The sequence below is a fragment of the Methylobacterium ajmalii genome (genome assembly GCF_036448855.1).
Taxonomy (GTDB): domain Bacteria; phylum Pseudomonadota; class Alphaproteobacteria; order Rhizobiales; family Beijerinckiaceae; genus Methylobacterium; species Methylobacterium ajmalii.
This window is the reverse complement of record NZ_JAZFXT010000066.1, coordinates 51,493-73,355: the sequence shown is the minus strand read 5'-3', so window position 1 is coordinate 73,355 and position 21,863 is coordinate 51,493. Positions and strand designations below refer to the sequence as shown.

Sequence of the window (21,863 nt, the reverse complement as noted above, 5' to 3'; positions counted from 1 at the left end):
CCTACATTCCACCCATGCTGACCCGTCTCCTCACCGTCCTCGTGCTCCTCGGCCTGTCCTGCGCCGCCGGGGTCCACGCCCAGCCCATGACCCGCAACGTGCTCAAGGGCACCTGCGACAAGCTCGTCGTCGCCGGGAAGGACGTCACCCCGACCTGCGGCGACGGTCTCGCCAACCTGGTCCAGGGCCGGCGCACCTCGTTCGACTTCACCTCCAGCGACGGAACGACGATCAGCTTCAGCGGCACTGGCATGCCGCAGGACCGGCAGGAGGAAGTCGGCGTCGACGCGCTCCAGCCGGTCAGCGCCGTGATCCTGACCGTGAAGGGCAGCGACGGCGGCATCACCCGCGACACGCTGATGACCGTCGGCTCCTGCCGCTTCCCCGCTTCCCCGCCCGGCCGCTCGATCGTCGCCTGCTCGGCCGACACCCAGCGGGGCCGCTTCGAGGGGACCTTCACGACGGTGAGCGACGGGGCTGCCAAGGATGCGGCGCCCAAGGATGCGGCGCCCAAGGACACGGGTGCGAAGGAGCCGGCGGCGAAGTAGGACGCTCCGGCTTCGGCCAAGCCTGTTCCCGCGACGAGGGCCGAGCTGTCCGGTGCTGCCGGGCGGCGCCTTCCGATTCATCGCCGGGCCGGAGGGCATGCCCGTTGCGCTCGGCCGGCGAAGCCACGCCCTCGACCATGCCGCGATGTCCGATCGACGCCGCCCAGTACCGTCGGTCTTCGGATCCTCGCTGCCGTAACGGAGCCGGATCTACCGCCCTGCGTGTCTTGCACTCCGCAGGCCTTGCCTCAAGGCAAGATCAGTCCTGCTGTCTCGGCCGTACGATTTCTCTCGATCTATCGAAATCGCGAATGCTCGCTGAAACTCCATCTGTCATCAGAATGAAGCATTTCGTCGCTAAAGCCCAGGTCCGAAGGGCGTTGGCCTGAAACAACGTTGTCTAGAGATTGGGCGTGCACACAAAAGATCGTTTTATGTATTTATTTTGCTTTGAGATGTTTTTATTCGGGGAGTTGCGACTCAAAATACAACAATGGATCATAATCAGATAAATATTGAATGATGTATAACGACATGAAATTAATATTTTTCTTTAGCTTTGCTAAAAATTTACTGTATATTATTGTAAATTATGCGATTTGTTGTATATAAGTAACTAAATTGCAACACCTCATAAAGTTATTGCCCACTGCTTGCTGAACGCGTGACCAAGGGTTTCATTGCCCGGACATTCGTGGGGCTGAAACCCCGGCGATGATCTCGGCACCGCCTCTCCTCGACGAAGGGCCGTACAGGCCATTCGCATGACACACCGCGTGACCGGACCAGACACGCACGAACACGAGATCTGTTTCGTCCTCCGGTGTCGCCGTCCGCTCGCGCGTGTCGAACCTTCCCGAAGACCTGCAATCCCGAACCAGGGAGCGTCCCATGTTGCGCGCATCGAGGTGGCTCGTGAGTTGTCTGTTGCTCGGTCTGGCCAGCCAGGCCTCGGCCGCCGGGCTCGATCACTGGCCGAAGGAGGCGGCGCAGCAGATCGATGCGATGATCGCCGCGAACGCGAACAAGGGCGCGTACGCCGTGTTCGACATGGACAACACCAGCTATCGCTACGACCTGACCGAGTCGCTGCTGCCCTTCCTCGAGATGAAGGGCGTGCTGACGCGCGAGAAGCTCGATCCATCCTTGAAGCTGATGCCGTTCAAGGACAAGGGCGACGTCAAGGAGAGCCTCAACAGCTACTATTACCGGCTGTGCGAGATCGACGACATGGTGTGCTATCCGTGGATCGCGCAGTCGTTCTCCGGTCTCACCGTCCAGGAGCTGAAGGGCTACGTCGACGAGCTGATGAGCTACGGGAAGACCATCCCGTCGACCTACTACGAGGGTGACACGCTCAAGACGATCGAGGTCCAGCCGCCCAAGATCTTCACCGGCATCAAGGAGCTGTACGCCAAGCTGCGCGAGAACGGCATCGAGGTCTACGTGGTGAGCGCGGCGCACGAGGAAATCGTGCGCATGGTCGCCTCCGATCCGCGCTACGGCTACAACGTCAAGCCCGAGAACGTCATCGGCGTGACGACGCTGCTCAAGGACCGCAAGACCGGCGAGCTGACGACGACACGCAAGCAGGTCGCGGCCGGCCGCTACGACGAGAAGGCCAACCTGCCCCTCGAGGTCACGCCGTACCTGTGGACCCCGGCGACCTGGTACGCCGGCAAGTACGCGGCGATCATGACCTACATCGATCCGTGGAAGAAGGCGGTGCTGGTCGCCGGCGACACGCCGGTGAGCGACGGGCCGATGCTGTTCCACGACGTCGACGTCGCCAAGGGCGGCGTCCGGGTCTGGGTCGATCGCAAGGCGAAGTACCGCACTCAGATCGAGGAGATGAAGAAGACCAGCGCGACCGCGCAGGCCGCGAACGGCCTGCCCGTCACCGCCGACAAGAACTGGATCGTCGTGAAGCCCGAGGACATCCAGTAGAGCGCCGAGACGCCGCCGGGATCCCCGGCGGCCTCCCTTCGCGGCCCATCGCCGTTACCGCCGCGGCCCCCGGTCGAGCCCGGCCTTGCGCAGGGCATCGGCCAGCGCGCCGCCGCCCGCCGTCTCCTCGCGGCGGCCGCCTTGCGGCCGCGAGGAGCCTTGCGGCCGGGCTGCGTCCTGTCCGGCGTCGCGACGGGCCCCGTCGCGGTGCTGGCCTCCGGGCTCGCGGGGCGGACGGGCGCCGACCTCGTCGTCGAGCCGCAGGGTGAGCGAGATGCGCTTGCGCGGCACGTCCACCTCCAGCACCTTCGCCCGCACCACGTCGCCGGGCTTCACCACCGCGCGGGGGTCCTTCACGAAGGTCTTGGACAGGGCCGAGATGTGGACGAGCCCGTCCTGGTGCACGCCGATATCCACGAAGGCGCCGAAGGCCGCGACGTTGGTCACCACGCCCTCCAGCACCATGCCGGGCGTGAGGTCGCCGATCTTCTCCACGCCCTCCTGGAAGGTCGCGGTCTTGAAGGTCGGGCGCGGGTCGCGGCCGGGCTTCTCGAGTTCCGCGATGATGTCGGTGACGGTCGGCAGCCCGAAAGTCTCGTCGGTGAAGGTTTTGGGGTTCAGGCCCTTCAGCACGCCGCCGTTGCCGATCACCGCCTTGATGTCGCTCTTCGTCGCCTGGAGGATGCGGCGCACCACCGGATAGGCCTCCGGGTGGACGCCCGAGGCGTCGAGCGGGTCGTCTCCGTCCTGGATGCGCAGGAAGCCCGCCGACAATTCGAACGCCTTCGGTCCCAGTCCCGCGACCTTCTTCAGCCCCGAGCGGCTGCGGAACGGCCCGTTGGCGTCGCGGTGGCTGACGATGTTCTGCGCCACCCGCTCGGTGAGGCCCGAGACCCGCGACAGCAGCGGCCCGGAGGCGGTGTTCACGTCGACCCCGACGCCGTTCACGCAATCCTCCACCACCGCGTCGAGGGAGCGCGACAGCTTCCCCTCGGCGAGGTCGTGCTGGTACTGGCCGACGCCGATCGCCTTCGGCTCGATCTTCACGAGTTCGGCGAGCGGGTCCTGCAAGCGTCGGGCGATCGAGACCGCGCCGCGCAACGACACGTCGAGCCCCGGCAGTTCCGCGCTGGCATAGGCGGAGGCCGAGTAGACCGAGGCGCCGGCCTCCGACACCATCACCTTGGTGAGCTTCAGCTCAGGCTGCTTTGCGATCAGCTCGGCGGCGAGCTTGTCGGTCTCCCGCGAGGCGGTGCCGTTGCCGATCGCCACAAGCTCGACCTTGTGGGTCCGGCAGAGCTTGGCCAGCGTCATCAGCGCGCCGGTCCAGTCCCGGCGCGGCTCGTGCGGGTAGATCGTGTCGGTCGCCACCACCTTGCCGGTCGCGTCCACCACCGCGACCTTCACGCCGGTGCGGTAGCCCGGATCGAGGCCGAGCGTCGGCCGGGCGCCGGCCGGCGCGGCGAGCAGGAGGTCGCGCAGGTTGCCGGCGAAGACCCGCACGCCCTCGGTCTCGGCGGCGTCCCACAGGCGCGCCCGCAGGTCGAGCTCGATCGAGAGCTTCAGTTTGGTGCGCCAGGCGAAGCGCACCGCATCCATCAGCCAGCGGTCGCCGGGCCGGCCGCGATCCTGGATGCCGGCCGAGAGGGCGATGCGGCCGTCGTAGAGGCTCTGGGCGTCGACGCCCTCGGGTGCCTCGTCGAGGCGCAGATCTAGCACCTCCTCTTTCTCGCCGCGAAACAGCGCCAGCACCCGGTGGGAGGGCAGGCGGGTCAGGGGCTCGGAGAAGTCGAAATAGTCGGAGAACTTGGCGCCGGCCTGCGCCTGCCCGTCCCGCATCCGGGAGACGAGGCGCCCGCGGGTCCAGAACGCCTCGCGCAATTGCCCTACCAGCTCGGCATTCTCGGCGAAGCGCTCGACCAGGATGGAGCGTGCGCCCTCCAGCGCCGCCTCGGGCGTCGCCACGCCCTTCGCTTCGTCGACGAACGGCGCGGCGGCGGCGAGCGGCACCTGGTCGGGGCGGGCGAGCAACGCCTCGGCCAGCGGCCCGAGGCCCGCCTCGCGGGCGATCTGCGCCTTGGTGCGGCGCTTGGGCTTGAACGGCAGGTAGAGGTCCTCCAGCCGCGCCTTGGTGTCGGCGGCGAGGAGCTGGCCCTTCAGCGCGTCGTCGAGCTTGCCCTGGGACTGGACGCTCTCGAGGATCGCGGCACGCCGGGCCTCCAGCTCGCGCAGGTAGCGCAGGCGCTCCTCCAGGGTGCGCAGCTGCGCGTCGTCGAGGGTACCCGTCACCTCCTTGCGGTAGCGGGCGATGAACGGCACCGTCGAGCCGCCGTCCAGGAGTTCCACCGCCGCCTTGACCTGCCATTCCTGCGCGCCGAGCTCGGTGGCGATGCGCTGGGTGATGCTGGACATGGCGACTCCGCGATTCCGGGGCGACGGGGAGGCGTGTCCTTACGGGGGTTGGGGACGAGTGGGAAGGGCTGGGAGAGGGGTCAGGCGGGTGGAGCCCTTCGCGCCTGGGCGACCTGTCCGTTCCGGCTGCCGCGCTTGATTGCGGCGTCCATCTCCGCCCGCGTAAAGAGGGAGCGGGCCGTCACCAGGGTCACGGCGACCGTCGGAATGGCCAGCAGGACGACGAGCACGAGATCGCCGTGGCCGCCCGGCAGGCGCAAGAACGGGAGACCGTCACGGATCGCCAGGGACGGGCCCGCCTGCGCGCAGACGAGCCAGCCGAAGCGCGGACCGCCCGCGACGTGCGTCTCGACGGGCGGCAAGACGAGCGGGATGACCATCGACGACCATGCGGCCGGTCCCGCCGCCAGGGGAACGATGGCGGGAGCCAAACTGCCGGACAGCATCGCACGGAAGGTCTCGAACAGGCCGACGGACGTGAAGGACATTGCAGGCAGGGCGATGACGTACTTCACGCCGCTCCTCCGCCGAGGAGAGCCGATCCGCTCTCCGCCGGCGATTGTCCGGCTGCATTGCCCTCCCGTCGATCGGAGAGCGGAGCGGCATGCCGATGGAAAGCCCCGGTAAAATTCAGGCGGCCGATGCGATCGGCCGCCTGATGGATTCCAGGTTGGAGCGAGTTCGACGGAGTGGCGTCAGCGCACCCCGCCCGCCGGCAGCACCCCGGTCGGGGCCGGGACGCGGCGCATCCGCTCGCGGTGGGCGGTGTAGAGGCCGCTGCCGCAGATCACCAGGACGCCGAGGCCCATCCAGGCGGTCGGGACGGTGCCGAAGAACGTGAAGCCGAGAAGGCCGGCCCAGATGATCTGGCTGTAGGAGAACGGCACCAGGGTCGAAGCCGGGGCGTGGCGGTACGCGATGGTGACGATCCAGTGCCCGGCGGTCGAGATGAAGCCGATGGCGGCGCCGATCGCGACCTGGTTGAGGTTCGGCGTCTCCCAGACGAAGGGCACGAGCGCCGACAGGATCACGAAGCCGACGACCGCCGACCAGGTCATGGTGGTCTGGGGCGCGTCGTAGCCGTTGATCTTGCGGGTGACGACGAGGGCGGCGGCCCAGAACAGGGCGGAGACGATCGGGAGCAGGGCCGCGGCCTGGAAGGCGCTGGTGCCCGGCCGCACGATGATCAGCACGCCGAGCAGCCCCACGAAGGCGGCGGCCCAGCGCCGGGCGCCGACCTTCTCGCCGAGCACCGGGATCGACAGGGCGGTGACGAAGATCGGCGAGACGAAGGCGATGGCGGTGGTCTCGGCCACCGGCAGGATGCGCAGGCCGGCGAGGAACAGCAGCGACGAGCCGACGAGGGCGACGCCGCGCACCACCTGCAGGCCCGGCCGGGCGCTGCGGAACGGCGAGGCGCCGCGCTTGAGGTGCGCCCGCACCACGGCCGCCGCCAGCATGACGGCGAGGAAGCCGACGTAGCGCAGCCACGCCACCTCGATCCCGGAGAGCTGTCCGGTGAGGTACTTCGCCGTGGCGTCGGAGCTCGACAGGAAGACGGTGGAGAGCACCACCAGCACGATGCCGCGCAGCGGCTGGTCGCCGAGCAGGGCCGGCAGGGCCGGGCGGGCGGAGGGGACGGCGACGGGAAGGCTGAGGGTGGCCACGGGCGTGTACGGCGGTGTCGGGAAGGGACCTTCTGATTACCACCGCCCCGTCGAACCAAGCCGTGCCGATTGCGCGCTACGGCCATGCTGTCGGGTCAGCCCTAGTTAAGGCGTGCTTTACCCGATCGTGTCGCGGCGGCGGCGACTTGCGAGGTCGCCGCCATCATCCTGCCGCAAGGCCTAAGGGTGTCTCCTGAAAGAAACATGAACGGGTTTCGTCTTCGCCGGAACCCGATCCGCAATTGCGTGTTGTTTCGCCCGCGCAGGGTTAACCTGCCCCGCGCGGGCGAGAGGCGTCAGCAGCAGCGGAAGCCGCCGCGGCCGCCGACGCCGAAGCGGGCGTTCTGCCGCTCGCGGAAGAACTCCGTCGCGGTCATCGGCTGCTGGTCGGGGTGGGTCTTGCGGATATGGGCGACGTAGGTGTCGTAGTTGCCCTGTCCGACCATCAGGCGCGCACCGTCGCAGACGCAGCGCGTCAGGGTCGCCCAGCGATCCCGTAAGGTCTCGGCGCCCATCGGGTTCACTCCGCCGCCGCCGGCATCGCCCGCGGGTCCGCCTCGACGGCGGTCCAGCGGTCGGTGCGGTAGGCCTTCAGGCAGGCCTGGACGCCGAAGGCGATGATCGCCACCACGACCCCGACGAAGACCAGCGCCAGCACGGCGTCGATCCGGTCGTTGAGGACGATCTGGCGCATCTGGTCGGCGGTCTTGGCCGGCGCCAGCACCTTGCCCTCGGCCAGCGCGGTCGCGTAGCGCTCGGCATGGGCCAGGAAGCCCACCCGCGGATCGGCGGAAAAAACCTTCTGGAGGCCAGCCGTCAGGGTGCAGGCGACGAGCCAGAGCGTCGGCACGATGGTGACGAGGGCGTAGCGCTCCCGCTTCATCTTGAAGATGACGACGGTGCAGAGCGTCAGCGCGATCGCCGCCAGCATCTGGTTGGAGATGCCGAAGAGCGGCCACAGGGTGTTCACGCCCCCGAGCGGGTCGGTCACGCCCTGGTAGAGGAAGAAGCCCCAGGCCGCGACGCACAGGCCCGTCGCCACGATGCTCGGACCCCAGGAGGCGGTGTCCTTGAAGGCCGGCACCGCGACGCCGATCAGGTCCTGGAGCATGAAGCGCCCGGCCCTGGTGCCCGCGTCGACGGCGGTGAGGATGAACAGGGCCTCGAACAGGATGGCGAAGTGGTACCAGAACGCCATCATCGCCTTGCCGCCGACGACGCTCGAGATGATGTGGGCCATGCCGACCGCGAGCGTCGGCGCGCCGCCGGCCCGCGAGATCACGGTGTGCTCGCCGACGTCGGAAGCCGTCTGCTTGATGGTCTCGGCCGAGATCGGGAAGCCCATGGCGGTGACCGCCGCCGACGCGCTCTCCGGCGTGGTGCCGACGACCGCCGCCGGCGAGTTCATGGTGAAGTAGACGCCCGGATCGATCACCGTGGCGGCGACGAGCGCCATCACGGCGACGAACGACTCCATCAGCATGCCGCCGTAGCCGATGAAGCGGGCGTTGACCTCGTTGTCGATCAGCTTCGGGGTGGTGCCCGACGAGATCAGGCTGTGGAAGCCCGAGACCGCGCCGCAGGCGATGGTGATGAACAGGAACGGGAACAGCGAGCCCGACCAGACCGGCCCGGTGCCGTCGACGAACTTCGTCACCGCGGGCATCTGCAGGTGGGGCGCCAGCACCAGGATGCCGAGCGCCAGGCCCACGATGGTGCCGATCTTGAGGAAGGTCGAGAGGTAGTCGCGCGGGGCGAGCAGCAGCCACACCGGCAGGATCGAGGCGACGAAACCGTAGCCGATCAGCATCCAGCACAGCTGCGTGCCGGTGAAGGTGAACATCGCGGCGAGCGCCGGGTCCTCGGCGACGTTCTGGCCGAAGATGATCGCGGCCATCAGCAGCACGAAGCCGAGGATCGAGACCTCGCCGATGCGGCCCGGGCGGATCCAGCGCGAATAGACGCCCATCAGGAGCGCGATCGGGATCGTCGCCATCACCGTGAAGGTGCCCCAGGGGCTCTCGGCCAGCGCCTTGACGACGATCAGCGCCAGCACCGCCAGGATGATGACCATGATGAGGAAGGCGCCGAACAGCGCGACGACACCCGGGATCGTGCCGAGTTCGGCCCGGATCAGCTCGCCGAGCGAGCGGCCGTCGCGGCGCATCGAGACGAACAGCACCATGAAGTCCTGCACGGCTCCGGCCAGCACCACGCCGGACAGGATCCACAGCAGGCCCGGCAGGTAGCCCATCTGGGCGGCCAGCACCGGGCCGACCAGCGGGCCGGCACCCGCGATCGCCGCGAAATGGTGGCCGAACAGGACGTACTTGTCGGTGGGGACGTAATCGAGCCCGTCGTTGTGCCGGACCGCCGGGGTCTGGCGGGTCGGGTCGAGCCGCATGATGCGGTCGGCGATGTAGAGCGAGTAGTAGCGGTAGGCGATCAGGTAGACCGACACCGCCGCCACGACGATCCAGAGGGCGTTGATGCTCTCGCCGCGCTGCGTGGCGACGACCGCGAGCGCGGCCGCCCCCAGCGCGCCCACGAGGGCCCAGGGTCCGTGCTTCCGGACGGCAGTCATGGGGTGTTCCTCCCGGCTGTGCCGCCGGGCTGAAACGGGCGTCGGCGGCGTCCTTCGACTTTCGGGTAAAGGAAACCTTACGCACTGCCAATGCGGCCGCGGAGCGGGCCGCCCGCGCCGGAATGAGACTTTCGTCGTAGGTTTTTCGGCAGGGCCGGGCGCCGCCGGACGGATGGAGACCCGCAGGCGAAATCCCGCCCGCCGGCTCCTCAGTTCGACGGCAGCGTCGACATGATGTTGTCGTAGTCGAGGTTCGCGGTCTCGATGACGATCTGGGTCCGGCTGATCACGCCGAGCTTGCGCAGGATCTCGGAGACGTGGGCCTTGACGGTGGAATCGCCGACGCCGAGCTCGTGGGCGATCTGCTTGTTGAGCTTGCCCTGGCGGATCATCAGCAGCACGCGGACCTGCTGCGGGGTCAGCTCGGCGATGCGCTCGGCGATCGGCGGTTTGCCAGCCTTGCGGCCGGGGGCCTCGGCGGGGCCGGACAGGCCCTCGGGCACGAAGACCGCGCCGTTGAGCACGTCGGTGATGGCCCGGATCAGCACCGGCTTGCCGGCGGCCTTGGGCACGAAGCCGGCGGCGCCGTGCGACAGGGCCTCGCGCACGATGCGGGGGTCGTCGAGGCCGGAGACGACGAGGACCGGGATGCGCGGGAAGCGGGTGCGGATCGCGATCAGCCCGTCGAACCCGTTCACCCCCTGCATGGTGAGGTCGAGCAGGGTCAGGTCGATCGAGCGGCCGCGGGACAGGGCCGCGCAGGCGCTCTCGATGCCGTCGGCCTCCTCGACATCGGCGGCCGGGAAGGCGAGGCGGACCGCGCTGCTCAGCGCGTCGCGAAACAGCGGGTGGTCGTCCACGATGATCAGGTGCATGTCCGACCCTTCCGCGACGGGCGTCGGTGCCCCGTCCGGCCGCGGAAGAGACACCTCGGGGGCCCGGCCGGTCAATCCCACCATCGCAGCGGATCATCCTCTCGCAAGCGCACCACCGCACGGCGCACGCACTCGTAGATGCGGTGCAGCAATTCCGCCGCATCCGCAAGTCGAGGAAAGAGTTACCATCCACCCACCGGAGCAGCCACCGTGCTTTGGTATGGAGCCTCGGCGAAAAGGCGGTCCCCAGCAGGCGATCCCTGCACCTTGGTCCTATGGTGGCTGACGGCGGCCCGGTCCTATCCTCCGGCAACCTCGGCGGCCGAAGGACATCCTCACCGCGGAGTGGGCGGGGGCGAGCGGGGCATCTGGCGGCAGCGTCGCGTGGGGCGGCGCGGCCGCCGATCGCGGGGGCGATCGCCCTTCCGCTCCCGACGCGCAGGCGCGGCCGCCGCACCGGCCGCGCCTGCGCACCCGGTTTCGTCCCGGCGCGGCACGCGGGGCGGGGCCCTAGAGGCGATTTCCGTCAGGGTTAAATCCCGACGCCGCGGGTGACCGCCGTTGCCAGCCGTCCGCCCTGGTCGCATACTCTAAAAACGAACAAGCCGGGCCGGATCCGGCAAGAGCGGGAGGGGGGCTTTTGGCGCGGGGAAGTTCTGCGCGGCCAGTGTCGGGCGAGGATACGCGCACCCGGTCGCATCGCTGCGGCATCCAGACCGCCTGGACCGACGCGGCCGGGGCCGAGGCTGCCGTTGCGGCGATCGCCGCCTCCCTCGACGTCAGCCGCATCGCCCATCTGGTGATCTTCTTCTCGCCGGTCTACGGCGTGGCCGCGCTCAACGCCGCGCTCGCCCGCGCCTTCCCGGGCGTGCGGATCGCCGGCTGCACCTCCTCGGGCGAGATCAGCCCGATGGCCGGGCTCGACCGCGGCCTCGTGGTGATCGCCTTCCCGCACGAGGGGTTCCGCATCGCCTCCGCGGTGCTGGAGAAGGTCGACAACCTCGACGCCGAGCGCGCCGCCGCCTCGATCCGCGCCCTGCGCGCCGACCTCGACCGGATCGCCCGCGGCGGGCAGCGCTTCGCCATCTCGCTCATCGACGGGCTCGCCAACGCCGAGGAATCGGTGATCGCCGCGGTCGGCTACGGCCTCGACGGGGTGCCGCTGGTCGGCGGCTCGGCCGGGGACGAGCTGACCTTCTCCGAGACCGCGCTGATCCACGACGGCCAGGTGCATCGCCGCGCCGCGGTGCTGCTGCTGATCGAGACCGACTTCCCGGTCGAGATCTTCAAGAACGACAATTTCGAGCCGACCGGCGTCAAGTTCGTGGTCACCGAGACCGACCAGGAGCAGCGCACCGTGCGCGAGCTCAACGCCGAGCCGGCGGCGGTCGAGTACGCCAACGCGCTCGGCCTCGACCCCGACGCCCTGACGCCGACGAGCTTTGCCGCGCATCCCCTCGTGGTGCGGGTCGGCGGCGACTATTTCTGCCGCTCGATCCGCCACCTCAACCCCGACCGGTCGCTGAGCTTCCATTGCGCGATCGAGAGCGGCGTGGTGCTGACGCTCGCGCGCCAGAAGGACCTGGTCGAGGCGACCCGCGAGGAGCTGGCCCGTCTCGACGCGCGGCTCGGCGGCGTCGACCTGGTGATCGGCTTCGAATGCGTGCTGCGCCGCCTCGACGCCGAGATCCACCAGGCGCGCCACAGCATCGCCGAGCTCTACCGGCACTACAACGTCGTCGGCTTCGAGACCTACGGCGAGCAGTACCGCTCGATGCACCTGAATCAGACCTTCACGGGCATCGCCATCGGCCGGCCGGCGGGCCCGTGACCCGGGACGACGCCCCCCCGCGCCCGGCCGCCGAGGCGGAGGCGGAGGCCGCCGCCCTGCGCGTCCGCGTCGCCAAGCTCGAGCGCATCAACGCCGCGCTGATGTCCCAGGTCGAGCGCCGGATGGACCAGCGCGGCAGCGCCTACTCGCTGTTCCAGACCGCCATCACCCTCGAGGGCCAGGTCCGCACCCGCACCGAGGAGCTGACCGCGCTGATGCGCAGCCTCGAGCGCTCGAACCAGGCGCTCACCGCCGCCAAGGAGGAGGCCGAGCGCGCCAACAGCTCGAAGACCCGCTTCCTCACCGCCGCGAGCCACGACCTGCTCCAGCCGCTCAACGCCGCCCGGCTGTCGCTCTCGGCGCTCGCCGACATGCCGGTGGGGCCGGAGGCCCGCGGCATCGTCGGCCAGGTCGAGCGCGGTCTGCAGACCATCGAGGACCTGATCAAGACGCTCCTCGACATCTCCAAGCTCGATGCCGGCCTGATCCAGCCGGTGGTGCGCCCGGTCCTGGTCGCCGACGTGCTGGAGAGCCTGGAGGCGAGCTTCGGCCCGCTCGCCGCCCGCAAGGGCCTGCGCTTCTCGGTGCGCGGCGGCCGGACCTGGGTGAAGAGCGACCTCGTGCTGCTCCAGCGCATCCTGCAGAACCTGGCCTCGAACGCGATCCGCTACACCGCGGCCGGCGGCGTGCTGGTGGCTGCGAGGAAGCGCGGCGACACGGTGCGGATCGACGTGGTCGATTCGGGCTCCGGCATCCCGGAGAGCGACCAGGAACTGATCTTCGAGGAATTCCACCGCGGCGGGCGCGAGAGCGTCGACGGCGAGATCGCGCTGGGCCTCGGCCTGTCGATCGTGCGCCGCTCGGCCCAGGCGCTCGGCCACGGCCTGAGCCTCGAATCGCGGGTCGGGCACGGCTCGCGCTTCAGCCTCCACCTCACCCCCTGCGCCGCCGAGCCGCCCCGGCCGGCCCCCTCGCTGGTGCCGCCGACGAGCCTCACCGGCGCCCGCATCGCGCTGATCGAAAACGACAAGCCGGCGCTCGAGGCCCTCGCGCGGCTCTTCCACGGCTGGGACGCCAACGCCTTCGCGGCCCGCGACCACCTGAGCCTGGTGCGGCTCCTCGGCACGACCTGGAGCCCCGACGTCGTCGTCGCCGACTTCCACCTCGACGGCGGCGCCTGCGGGCTCGACACCGTGGCCTGGCTGCGCGCCGTCCACGGCCACGACATCCCGGCCGTCATCACCACCGCCGACCACTCGGCCGAGGTCGAGGCGCGGGTCAGGGCGGCGCGCTGCGAGCTGGTCCACAAGCCGCTGAAGCCGGCCCAGCTGCGTGCGCTGCTGGCTCATCTGCTCAGCCGCGCCTGAATCGCGCGCCCGCGCGTCCCGAAAATGTTTCCAAAAGATGTCTGTCGCGGCCGGCCCTGCCGGCTTGCAGTCGATTGCCGGCGGTGCATGTCGCTTCATAGGCCGAACGGACTATGCCTTATTGTATCTATTGCATTTCTGGAGCGGCTTTTCAGCGAATGGTCTAAGCTCAAGGAGAAATAGACGGTTGCGCCCGGGCAACATACTGCATGAACACGAGTTCGGTGCCGCAGAAGTGGGTTATTTGTCCGCTGGCATGTGGCACCTCTCCATGGATGCGGGGAGGTCCAGCGTGGCACGGATATTACTGACGGGCGCAACCGGCTTTCTGGGCGGTGCCGTTCTTCACCAGGCCCTGAGCCGGCGCGACGGCACCGAGTGGGTCTGCCTCGTGCGCTGCGCCAGCGCCGAGCAGGGCCGCCAGCGCATCGCCGCGCGGCTGTCGCGCTTCACCGACCCGTTCACCGCCCAGCGCCTCGCCCGCGCGGTCGAGGTGGTGCCGGGCGACTTCACCCGCGCCGACCTCGACGCCGACCCGCGGCTCGATTCCTGCACCCACGTCCTGCACCTGGCCGCCGACACCTCGTGGTGGGGCGAGGAGCGGGTCAGCCGCACCAACCACGACGGCACCCTGGCGCTCGCCCGCCGGGCGCGGGGCATGCCGGGCCTCGTGCGCTTCCTGCACGTCAGCACCGCGATGATCTGCGGCGCGGAAGCCCCGTCCCTGGTCGAGGAGGCGGACTACCCGTCCCGCGACGCGCGTCATCTCGTCGCCTACACGGTCTCGAAGGCCGCGGCCGAGACCTCGCTCGCCGGCAGCTTCGCCGACCTGCCGATCATCGTGGCTCGTCCCTCGATCGTCGTCGGCCACTCGACGCTGGGAGCCGCGCCGAGCTCCAGCATCCTGTGGGTGATCCGCGCCGCCGACCGCCTGCGCCTGGTGCCTTGCGCGGCCGAGAGCGCCGTCGACATCGTCCCGGTCGACTGGGTCGCCGAGAGCCTCGTCGGGCTCCTGCGCAAGCCGACGCTCGCCCACAACCTCTACCACATCTCGGCCGGGGCCGGCGCCCGCTCGCGCTGGGACGACCTGATGCAGGCCTTCGCGGCGGCCGATCCGGCGGGCGGCCCGCGCGACGACTTCAGCCGCTTCGACCTCGCCGCCGACCGGGCGCTGCTGCGCCGGCGCTTCGCCGAGACCTTCGGCCTCGACGGTGCCATGAAGCAGGCGATGCTGCGGGCGGTGCGGGCCTACTACGCCTTCTGCTCCCTCGACCTGACCTTCTCGAACGAGCGGCTGCTCGCGGAGGGCCTAGCGCCGCCGCCGGCCTTCACCGACTACCTCAAGGTCTGCCTGGAGAACGCTCCCGAGATCGCCGAGCAGTTCGCCGACGACCTCGAGATGTTCGTCGCGCCGGCCCCGTCCCCGGACCTGCCGCTGACGGCGAGCGCATGAACCCGTTCCTGATCCTCGCGGTGGCGATCGGCGCCGAGATCACCGCGACCCTCGCCCTCAAGGCCGCCGACGGGCTCACCCGTCCGGGGCCGACCGTCCTGGTGGCGCTGGGCTACGGCACCGCGCTCTGGCTGATGTCGAGCAGCATGGACATGCTGCCGATCGGGATCGTCTACGCGATCTGGGCCGGCGTCGGCATGGTCGGCGCGGCGCTCGGCGGCGCGATCCTGTTCGGCGAGCCGGTGACGCCGCTGATGATCCTCGGCATCGGCGTCATCGCGGTCGGCGTCGGCATCCTGGCGGCGGCCCAGGCTCACGCCTGAGGGCGGCTCACGGCGGCGAGCAACTGCACGCCGCCGTCGATGGCCGCGCGCATCGCCGCCGCATCCCAGTGCACGCGGGCGAGCACGTAGCCGCCCTCGACGATCGCCAGCAGGGCGGCGGCCACAGGGGCGGGCTCGATCCCGGGCAGGAGGTCGGCCCCCGCCTTCGCCTCCTCCAGGCTCGCCCGCAACGCCGCCTCGATATGGCCGAGATAGGCCGCGACCGGCTCGCGCAGGGCCGGTTCCTCCATCGCCGCCTCGTTGGCGAGGCGCGCCAGCCGGCAGCCGCGCAGGGCCTGCCGCTCGCGGGTCAGGTAGGCCCCGACGCGGTCGAGGGGCGGGGTATCGGGCGAGAACAGAGCGTCGATCACCGCGATCTCCTCCTCGGACATCTCGGCGAGCGCGGCCGCCGCCACCTCCCGCTTGCCGGAAAAATGGTGGTAGAGGCTGCCCTGGCCGGCGCCGCTGCGGTCGAGCACGTCGCGCGGGCTCGTCGCCTCGTAGCCCCGCTCCCACAGCAGCGCCTTCGCCGCCGCGACGATCGCCTCGCGCTTCGATGATCCTGGCCGTGCCATCTCGTGTCTCTCGCCGCCGGCGGGGCTGTCCGGGGGAAGACCTGCGCTTCGCCTCGCCCCGAACGGCCCTCCGGCGGACACGATATGCCGCGCCGGGGGCCGCCCGGCCAGCCGTCAGGCCGCACCCGCCAGGTGCGGCGGCGGGACGTCGGCGTAGGTGGCGAGGCCGTGACCGAACGACCAGTTCTCCCGGGCGATCTCGACCGGGTGACGAGCACGTCCTCGGGCCGGATGCCCAGCGCGCCGAGATCCGTCGCGATGGCGGCGAACAGCGCCTTCTTCTGCGCGACGCTTCGCCCGGTCGAGAGATGGACCTGGACCATCACTAGGTCGTCGGTGCGGGAGATGCCGAGATAGGCCGGGTCGTAGATCACGTCGTCGAACCCGCTCGAGACGACCTGGAACCGGTCGTCCGCCGGAATGCCGATGCTGTCGACGAGGGCGGCGTGGACGGCATCCGCGATGGCGCGGCGCTCCTCCGCGGGGCGATTCCGCTTCAGGGTGAGGGTGACCAGGGGCATGGGAGAGATCTCCGCGGCTGCGGGAGCGGCCTCGATCCTTCTATCGTACGTACTGGTATGTACGCGAATGTGAAGAGTGCAGTCCCGGCTTGCGCCCGGCTCACCTCTCGAGAAGCGCGCCGTCCGCCTCGCGCGCCTGCCAGCCGTGCCGCACCAGTTCCGGGTCGGCATGCTCCTCGGCCGGGTAGCCGACGCACAGATAGGCGACGAGCCGCCAGCTCGGCGGCACGTCGAGGGCGTCCGTCACCTCCTCGGGGCACAGGATCGAGACCCAGCCGACGCCGAGCCCGTGGCTGCGGGCGGCGAGCCAGAGGGTGTGGACCGCCGTCACGACCGAGTAGCGCAGCATCTCCGGCATGGTGGCGCGGCCGAGCCCGTGGCCGGACGCCGTCGCCTCGTCGCAGAACACCGCGAGGTGCACCGGCGCCTCGCGCAGGCCCGCGAGCTTGAGCCGGCGATAGGCGATGGCGCGCTCGTCGTCGTAGGTGCCCGCCGCTGATTCGTTGCACCGCGAAAAGCTCGCCGCGACGGCCGCGCGGCGCTCCGGCCGGGAGACCCGTACGAAGCGCCAGGGCTGGCTGTTGCCGACCGAGGGGCTGAGGCGCGCGAGCGCCAGGCAGTCCCTCAGCACGTCGTCCGGCACCGGGTCGGTGCGGAAGCGCCGCACGTCGCGGCGCCAGGCGACCAGGTCGGCGAAGCGGGCCCGGAACTCGGTACCGAATTCCGGGCCGCCGACTGACCGGCCCGTGGTCGCCGGGTCGGTCACGGCCGTGCCGGCTCGCGCTTCGCCAGGTCCCCCAGCAGGCTCGCCGCCACCGACACCTTCGACACCGTGAGGCCCGAGGCGGCGATGGCCCCGACCGCGGTGCGGATGCGGGCGAGCGCCGCGCCGCGGTCCTGGCTCCAGGCCTCGACCGCGGCCGGGCCCTCGGACTCGAACGCCGCGGCCTCGGCGGTGAGCGCCCGATGGGCGGCGGCGATGCCGGCAACCGCCCGCTCCAGGGCGATGCGGTCGAAGGTGTCGGCCACCGGCACCGCCCGGGCGGCGGCCGCGAGGGCGTTGAGGCGCATCAGGTCGGCGAGCGCGAAGTGGGTCGCGGCGATGGAGGCCGGCGGGCGTCCGGTCGCCTCGGCGACCTCGACGATGTCGGGCGCGGCGCCGAGCTCGCCGAGTGCGGCGAGGCGCGTGGCCAGCTCCTCCGGCACGCCGTGGTCGACGAGCGAGCGGATGCGCCGGGTCAGGGCCTCGGCCGCCGCCGGGGGCAGGGCGCCCGGGAGGGCGGCCGAGACCGCCGCGATGCCGTCGCGGTAGCGTTGCACCGCGGCCTCGATGCCGCCGGCGGCGGCCTCGCCGTTGCGGATGAACCAGACCATGCGCTGGCGCAGCAGATCCTGCAGCTCGGCATAGAGCGCGAGCTGCTGGTCGCCCGAGATCGTACCGTCGAGGGCGTCGACCGCCTTGTTGAGGTCGACCAGCCCGAAGGCGTCGCGGGTGACCGCATAGGCTGCCGCGATGGCCGGGGCCTCGGCGCCGGTCTCGTCGGCGAGCCGGCTGACGATGGTCGGCCCGCCGCGGTTGACGATGGCGTTGGCAAGACTCGTGGCGATGATCTCCCGTCGCAGCCGGTGGCCCTGCACCGCGTCGGGGTAGCGTGCCACCAGCACCGGCGGGAAGGAGCGCTCCAGCTCGCGGGCGAGGTAGGGATCGTCCGGCACAGCGCTGTCGAGGAGGGCATCCTTCAGCGACAGCTTGGCGTAGGCGAGCAGCACCGCGAGCTCGGGCCGGGTCAGGCCCTCGCCACCTTGCGCCCGCTCCGCCAGGGTCGCGTCGGAGGGCAGGAACTCGACGCCGCGGTCGAGGCGGCCGTCCGCCTCCAGCGTCTGCATCAGCCGGGAGGCGAAGCCCGTCTCGGCCGCCGCCGAGCGCTGGGCGAGGGACAGGGCCAGCGTCTGGAGCTGGTTGTTGCGCAAGACCAGGTCGGCCACCGCCTCGGTCATGCCGGAGAGGAGTGCGTTGCGGCTCTCCGGGCTCAGGCGGCCGTCGCGCTCCGGCGTGGCCAGCGCGATCTTGATGTTGACCTCGACGTCCGAGGTGTTGACGCCGGCCGAGTTGTCGATCGCGTCGGTGTTGAGGCGCACCCCGCGCCGCGCCGCCTCGATGCGGCCGCGCTGGGTGAGGCCGAGATTGGCGCCCTCGCCCACCACCCGGGCGCGCAGCTCCGCGCCGGTGATGCGGATGGCGTCGTTCGCGCGGTCGCCGGCCTCGTCGTCGCTCTCGGAGGTGGCGCGCACGTAGGTGCCGATGCCGCCGAACCACAGGAGGTCGACGGGCGCGCGCAGGATCGCCTGCATCACGTCCGCCGGGGTCGCCTCGGCCTGGTCGAGCCCGAGGCGGGCGCGCATCTGGGGCGAGAGCGGCACGGTCTTGGCCTGGCGCGAGAAGACCCCGCCGCCGGCCGAGATTTTCTGCCGGTCGTAATCGGCCCAGGACGAGCGCGGCAGATCGAACAGGCGCTGCCGCTCGGCGAAGGCCACGGCCGGGTCCGGATCGGGGTCGAGGAAGATGTCGCGATGGTCGAAGGCCGCCACCAGCTTCAGGCAGCGCGACAGCAGCATGCCGTTGCCGAACACGTCGCCCGACATGTCGCCGACGCCCGCCACCGTGACCGGCTCGGCCTGGATGTCGATGTCGACCTCGCGGAAGTGGCGCTTCACCGCCTCCCAGGCGCCCCGGGCGGTGATGCCCATCACCTTGTGGTCGTAGCCCTGGCTGCCGCCGGACGCGAAGGCGTCGCCGAGCCAGTGGCGCGCCTCGAGCGACAGCGCGTTGGCGACGTCCGAGAAGGTGGCGGTGCCCTTGTCGGCGGCCACCACCAGGTAGGCGTCGTCCGCGTCGTGCCGCACGGTGGCGGGCGGGGGCACGATCGCCCCGTCGACGATGTTGTCGGTCAGCGAGAGCAGGGTGCGGATGAAGATCCGGTAGCTCTCGGTGCCCTCCTGCATCCAGGCCTGGCGGTCGGAGGCCGGGGGCAGCCGCTTGGGGAAGAACCCGCCCTTGGCGCCGACCGGCACGATCACGGCGTTCTTGACCTGCTGCGCCTTGACGAGGCCCAGCACCTCGGTCCGGAAGTCCTCCGGCCGGTCCGACCAGCGCAGGCCGCCGCGGGCGATGTAGCCGAAGCGCAGGTGCACGCCCTCGACGCGGGGCGAGTAGACGAACACCTCGAAGAGCGGCCGCGGCAGCGGCATCCCGTCGACCTTGGCGCAGCGGAACTTGAACGCGATGGTCTCAGGGGGCAGGCCGTTGCGCCCGATCTGGAAGAAGTTCGTGCGCTGCGCCGCCTCCACCAGGTTGACGAAGCGGCGCAGGATCCGGTCCTCGTCGAGGCTCGTCACTCCGGCCAGATCCGCCTCGATCTCGCCCCGTACGGCTTCCTGCGCGCCCGCCCGATCGCCGTCGCGGCGGGGGTCGAAGCGGGCGTAGAACAGGGCGACCAGCCGCCGGGCGAGGGCGGGATGCCGCGCGAGCGTCGCCGCGAGGTAGTCCTGGCCGTAGCGGATGCGCAGCTGGCGCAGGTAGCGGCCGAGCGCCCGGATGAGCGCGACGTCGCGCCAGCCGAGCCCGGCCTCCAGCACCAGGCGGTTGTAGGCGTCCGACTCGGCGAGGTCGCGGGCGAGCGCCAGCAGCGCCGCCTCGACCGGGCCCTCGACCGACGCGACGTCGACCGGCCCGCCGCCGGCGCGCTCCAGCAGCATGTCGTGCAGCCACACCCGGGCGCCGGCGCCCTCCGGCTTGAGCCGGTAGGAGCGCTCGTCGATGACCCGGAAGCCGAGATTCTCCAGGACCGGGACCCGCTCCGAGAGCGGCAGCGCCGCGCCGCGGGAGAACACCTTGAGGCCGATGCGGGTCTCGGGATCGCCGGGGCGCCGGAAGAGGTCGACCGCCCGGGGCTGGCCCTCCGAGATCCGCTCCAGGATGGCGATGTCGGGCAGGGCCTGCGCGCCGGCATACATCTCGCGGTAGCCTGCCGGGAAGGCATCGGCGTAGACCGCGGCGAGGCCGCGGGCGTCGCCCCCGCGGGATTCGGACAGGGCGTCGCGCAGCGAATCGGCCCAGGTGCGGGCGAGTTCCGCGATGCCGGCCTCGAGCCGGCCGGCGTCGATCTCGTCGGGCGGCGCGTCCGGCGTCGCCACGATGACGTGGAGTCGCGCGAGCGGACCCTCGGGATAGTCGGGCGCGATGGTCGAGAGGCGACCGCCCAGGGCCTCGGCCAGGTAGGCGCCGATCCGGGCCTGCAGCCGGGCGTCGGTGCGGTCCTTCGGCAGGTAGGCGATCAGCGAGACGAAGCGGCCGAACTTGTCGGGCCGCGCCAGCACCCGCACCCGCGGCCGGTCGGCGAGCGACACGATGGCGAGCGCGAAGCGCAGGAGCAGGCCGGGCTCGATCTGGAACAGGTCGTCGCGCGGGTAGGTCTCGAGGACGTGGACGAGGGAGCGCCCGGCATGGCTCGTCGGGTCGAGGCCGGCCTTGCGCAGCACCGCCGCCACCTTGCGGCGCAGGAACGGCACTTCCTCGGCCCGGCTCGCATAGGCGCTGCCGGTGAACAGGCCGACGAGGCGCAACTCGCCCGCCAGGCCGCCCTCGGCGGTGAACAGCTTGATCGCCACCATGTCGAGATGCGCCTGCCGGCGCACCCGCGAGCGCAGGCTCGCCTTGGTGACCATCAGCGCCTCGGGCCCTTCCAGGAAGGCGCGGATCTCGGGCGTCACCGCCACCATGGCGTCGCCGCGCCGCAGCACCTCGACGGCGGGGTCGCGCAGGAGGCCGAGCCCGCTGCCGGGCACGCCGGCATGGTCGGCGCCGTCCGCGTCGCGGTACTCGCGCAGGCCTAGCAGCACGAAATGCCCGTCGCGCAGCCAGTCGAGGAAGGCGCGGGCCTCGGCCCGTTCCTCGGGCGCCAGGGGGGAGGGCGCGTCCGTGTAGGCGGCGGCCGCCTCGGCCAGGTGCTCGACCATCGCGGTGTGGTCGGCCGCCGTCACGGCGACGTCGGCATAGACCCGGGTCAGGCTGGCATGGAGCGCGGCGCGGGCCGCCTCGTCGTCGATGCGGTCGAGATGGACGTGGATGAAGCTCTCGCGGGCGAGCCCGCCGGCCTCGCCGCCTGTCTCCTGCGCGGTGGTCTCGCCGACGACCCGCACCAGGGCGCCCTCGGCGTCGCGCTCGACGCCGAGGATCGGGTGGGCGACGAGGCGGGGGCGGTAGCCGCGGGCGACGATCTCCGCGAGGGTCGAATCGAGCAGGAACGGCCGGTTGGCGTTGACCGCCTCGATCACCGTGAGGTCGCGCCGGCGCCCGCCCTGCTCGACCTCGGCGTCGGAGAGCCGCACCGCGCTCGTCGTGCGGCCGGGCCGCGCGGCGGCCAGGTGCGCCCGAGCGGCGAGCGCCAGATCGGCCAGGGCCTCGGGCGTGTAGGCGGTCAGATCCTCCGGGGCGACGCGGCCGAAGAGGTCGCGGACGAAGCCGCCGGGGCCGCCCCGGTCTTCCGCCAGCGCCGCAGCGGCGGCGATCAGATCGGTCCGGCTGGCTTTCGCCTCGGCGGTGGCGGTCGCGGTCGATGGTTCCACGTCTGCTCGTCCTCTGTCGAGGGTGACGGCGCGAGCGGTGGCACAGCGCTTCCGGCCCGGCAAGGCCGACCTCGCCATCATGAGGCAAACTGCCTATAGGTGAGGCATGCCGATCGGGAGGGCACTAGGATGTCG

The 21,863-nt window shown here is 70.9% G+C and carries 15 protein-coding genes and 1 pseudogene; 6 read left to right on the top strand and 10 right to left on the bottom strand.

Annotation, left to right across the window (positions count from 1 at the left end; translation table 11 throughout):
• The first annotated feature begins 14 nt into the window (after positions 1 to 14).
• A complete protein-coding gene (locus tag V3T34_RS27270; RefSeq protein WP_305077313.1) occupies positions 15 to 548 on the top strand; it encodes a hypothetical protein in 534 nt (177 codons plus the stop codon).
• Positions 549 to 1,463: 915 nt separating this feature from the next.
• On the top strand, positions 1,464 to 2,495 hold the full coding sequence (locus V3T34_RS27265; RefSeq protein ID WP_244533367.1) for an HAD family hydrolase: 1,032 nt from the start codon (positions 1,464 to 1,466) through the stop codon (positions 2,493 to 2,495).
• A 54-nt stretch (positions 2,496 to 2,549) separates the two neighbouring features.
• Here the strand turns inward: V3T34_RS27265 and V3T34_RS27260 are convergent, their stop codons facing one another.
• The 6 genes from V3T34_RS27260 to V3T34_RS27235 form a co-directional block, all read right to left on the bottom strand.
• Positions 2,550 to 4,907 (bottom strand): Tex family protein, encoded by a 2,358-nt coding sequence (locus V3T34_RS27260; protein ID WP_305077312.1) that lies wholly within the window; start codon positions 4,905 to 4,907, stop codon positions 2,550 to 2,552.
• 80 nt (positions 4,908 to 4,987) lie between these two features.
• Positions 4,988 to 5,422 (bottom strand): hypothetical protein, encoded by a 435-nt coding sequence (locus V3T34_RS27255; RefSeq protein WP_305077311.1) that lies wholly within the window; start codon positions 5,420 to 5,422, stop codon positions 4,988 to 4,990.
• Between the two features lie 180 nt (positions 5,423 to 5,602).
• Positions 5,603 to 6,574 carry a DMT family transporter gene (locus V3T34_RS27250; protein WP_060848689.1) on the bottom strand — a complete coding sequence of 324 codons (972 nt, stop codon included), beginning with the start codon at positions 6,572 to 6,574 and terminating at the stop codon, positions 5,603 to 5,605.
• A 296-nt stretch (positions 6,575 to 6,870) separates the two neighbouring features.
• Positions 6,871 to 7,089 carry a YbdD/YjiX family protein gene (locus tag V3T34_RS27245; RefSeq protein WP_060848690.1) on the bottom strand — a complete coding sequence of 73 codons (219 nt, stop codon included), beginning with the start codon at positions 7,087 to 7,089 and terminating at the stop codon, positions 6,871 to 6,873.
• Between the two features lie 5 nt (positions 7,090 to 7,094).
• Positions 7,095 to 9,158 carry a carbon starvation CstA family protein gene (locus V3T34_RS27240; RefSeq protein WP_305077310.1) on the bottom strand — a complete coding sequence of 688 codons (2,064 nt, stop codon included), beginning with the start codon at positions 9,156 to 9,158 and terminating at the stop codon, positions 7,095 to 7,097.
• Between the two features lie 209 nt (positions 9,159 to 9,367).
• The gene (locus V3T34_RS27235; protein WP_091745579.1) at positions 9,368 to 10,033 is read right to left on the bottom strand and encodes a response regulator; all 666 of its coding nucleotides are present in this window, start codon (positions 10,031 to 10,033) and stop codon (positions 9,368 to 9,370) included.
• A 667-nt stretch (positions 10,034 to 10,700) separates the two neighbouring features.
• Here V3T34_RS27235 and V3T34_RS27230 point away from each other — a divergent pair.
• The 4 genes from V3T34_RS27230 (at position 10,701) to V3T34_RS27215 (ending at position 15,007) form a co-directional block, all read left to right on the top strand.
• Entirely contained in the window at positions 10,701 to 11,864 is a 1,164-nt protein-coding gene (locus tag V3T34_RS27230) for an FIST N-terminal domain-containing protein (protein WP_060848693.1), read from the top strand.
• Positions 11,861 to 13,231 (top strand): ATP-binding response regulator, encoded by a 1,371-nt coding sequence (locus tag V3T34_RS27225; protein WP_407942786.1) that lies wholly within the window; start codon positions 11,861 to 11,863, stop codon positions 13,229 to 13,231. The genes V3T34_RS27230 and V3T34_RS27225 overlap by 4 nt, the downstream gene beginning before the upstream one ends.
• A gap of 292 nt (positions 13,232 to 13,523) precedes the next feature.
• A complete protein-coding gene (locus tag V3T34_RS27220; protein WP_305077309.1) occupies positions 13,524 to 14,684 on the top strand; it encodes an SDR family oxidoreductase in 1,161 nt (386 codons plus the stop codon).
• Entirely contained in the window at positions 14,681 to 15,007 is a 327-nt protein-coding gene (locus V3T34_RS27215) for a DMT family transporter (protein WP_091745585.1), read from the top strand. The genes V3T34_RS27220 and V3T34_RS27215 overlap by 4 nt, the downstream gene beginning before the upstream one ends.
• On the opposite strand, the gene V3T34_RS27210 is transcribed toward V3T34_RS27215, so the two are convergent.
• The 4 genes and pseudogenes from V3T34_RS27210 to V3T34_RS27200 all read right to left on the bottom strand — a co-directional run bounded on the left by V3T34_RS27210 (position 14,998) and on the right by V3T34_RS27200 (position 21,728).
• A complete protein-coding gene (locus V3T34_RS27210) occupies positions 14,998 to 15,582 on the bottom strand; it encodes a TetR/AcrR family transcriptional regulator (protein WP_305077308.1) in 585 nt (194 codons plus the stop codon). The genes V3T34_RS27215 and V3T34_RS27210 overlap by 10 nt on opposite strands.
• A 206-nt stretch (positions 15,583 to 15,788) precedes the next feature.
• Positions 15,789 to 16,103 (bottom strand): annotated as a pseudogene (locus V3T34_RS28635) (tautomerase family protein); the annotation flags it as partial.
• Positions 16,104 to 16,203: 100 nt separating this feature from the next.
• A complete protein-coding gene (bluB, locus tag V3T34_RS27205; RefSeq protein WP_305077307.1) occupies positions 16,204 to 16,869 on the bottom strand; it encodes a 5,6-dimethylbenzimidazole synthase in 666 nt (221 codons plus the stop codon).
• The gene (locus tag V3T34_RS27200) at positions 16,866 to 21,728 is read right to left on the bottom strand and encodes an NAD-glutamate dehydrogenase (protein WP_305077306.1); all 4,863 of its coding nucleotides are present in this window, start codon (positions 21,726 to 21,728) and stop codon (positions 16,866 to 16,868) included. Before V3T34_RS27200 ends, bluB begins: the two co-directional genes overlap by 4 nt.
• Positions 21,729 to 21,863: the final 135 nt, after the last annotated feature.

What these genes read in the sequence shown, in the direction of transcription:
- V3T34_RS27270 (WP_305077313.1), top strand. Translation starts at nt 15, where the DNA reads ATGCTGACCCGTCTCCTCACCGTCCTCGTGCTCCTCGGCCTGTCCTGC.
- V3T34_RS27260 (WP_305077312.1), bottom strand. Translation starts at nt 4,907, where the DNA reads ATGTCCAGCATCACCCAGCGCATCGCCACCGAGCTCGGCGCGCAGGAA.
- V3T34_RS27245 (WP_060848690.1), bottom strand. Translation starts at nt 7,089, where the DNA reads ATGGGCGCCGAGACCTTACGGGATCGCTGGGCGACCCTGACGCGCTGC.
- V3T34_RS27240 (WP_305077310.1), bottom strand. Translation starts at nt 9,158, where the DNA reads ATGACTGCCGTCCGGAAGCACGGACCCTGGGCCCTCGTGGGCGCGCTG.
- V3T34_RS27215 (WP_091745585.1), top strand. Translation starts at nt 14,681, where the DNA reads ATGAACCCGTTCCTGATCCTCGCGGTGGCGATCGGCGCCGAGATCACC.
- V3T34_RS27210 (WP_305077308.1), bottom strand. Translation starts at nt 15,582, where the DNA reads ATGGCACGGCCAGGATCATCGAAGCGCGAGGCGATCGTCGCGGCGGCG.
- V3T34_RS27235 (WP_091745579.1), bottom strand. Translation starts at nt 10,033, where the DNA reads ATGCACCTGATCATCGTGGACGACCACCCGCTGTTTCGCGACGCGCTG.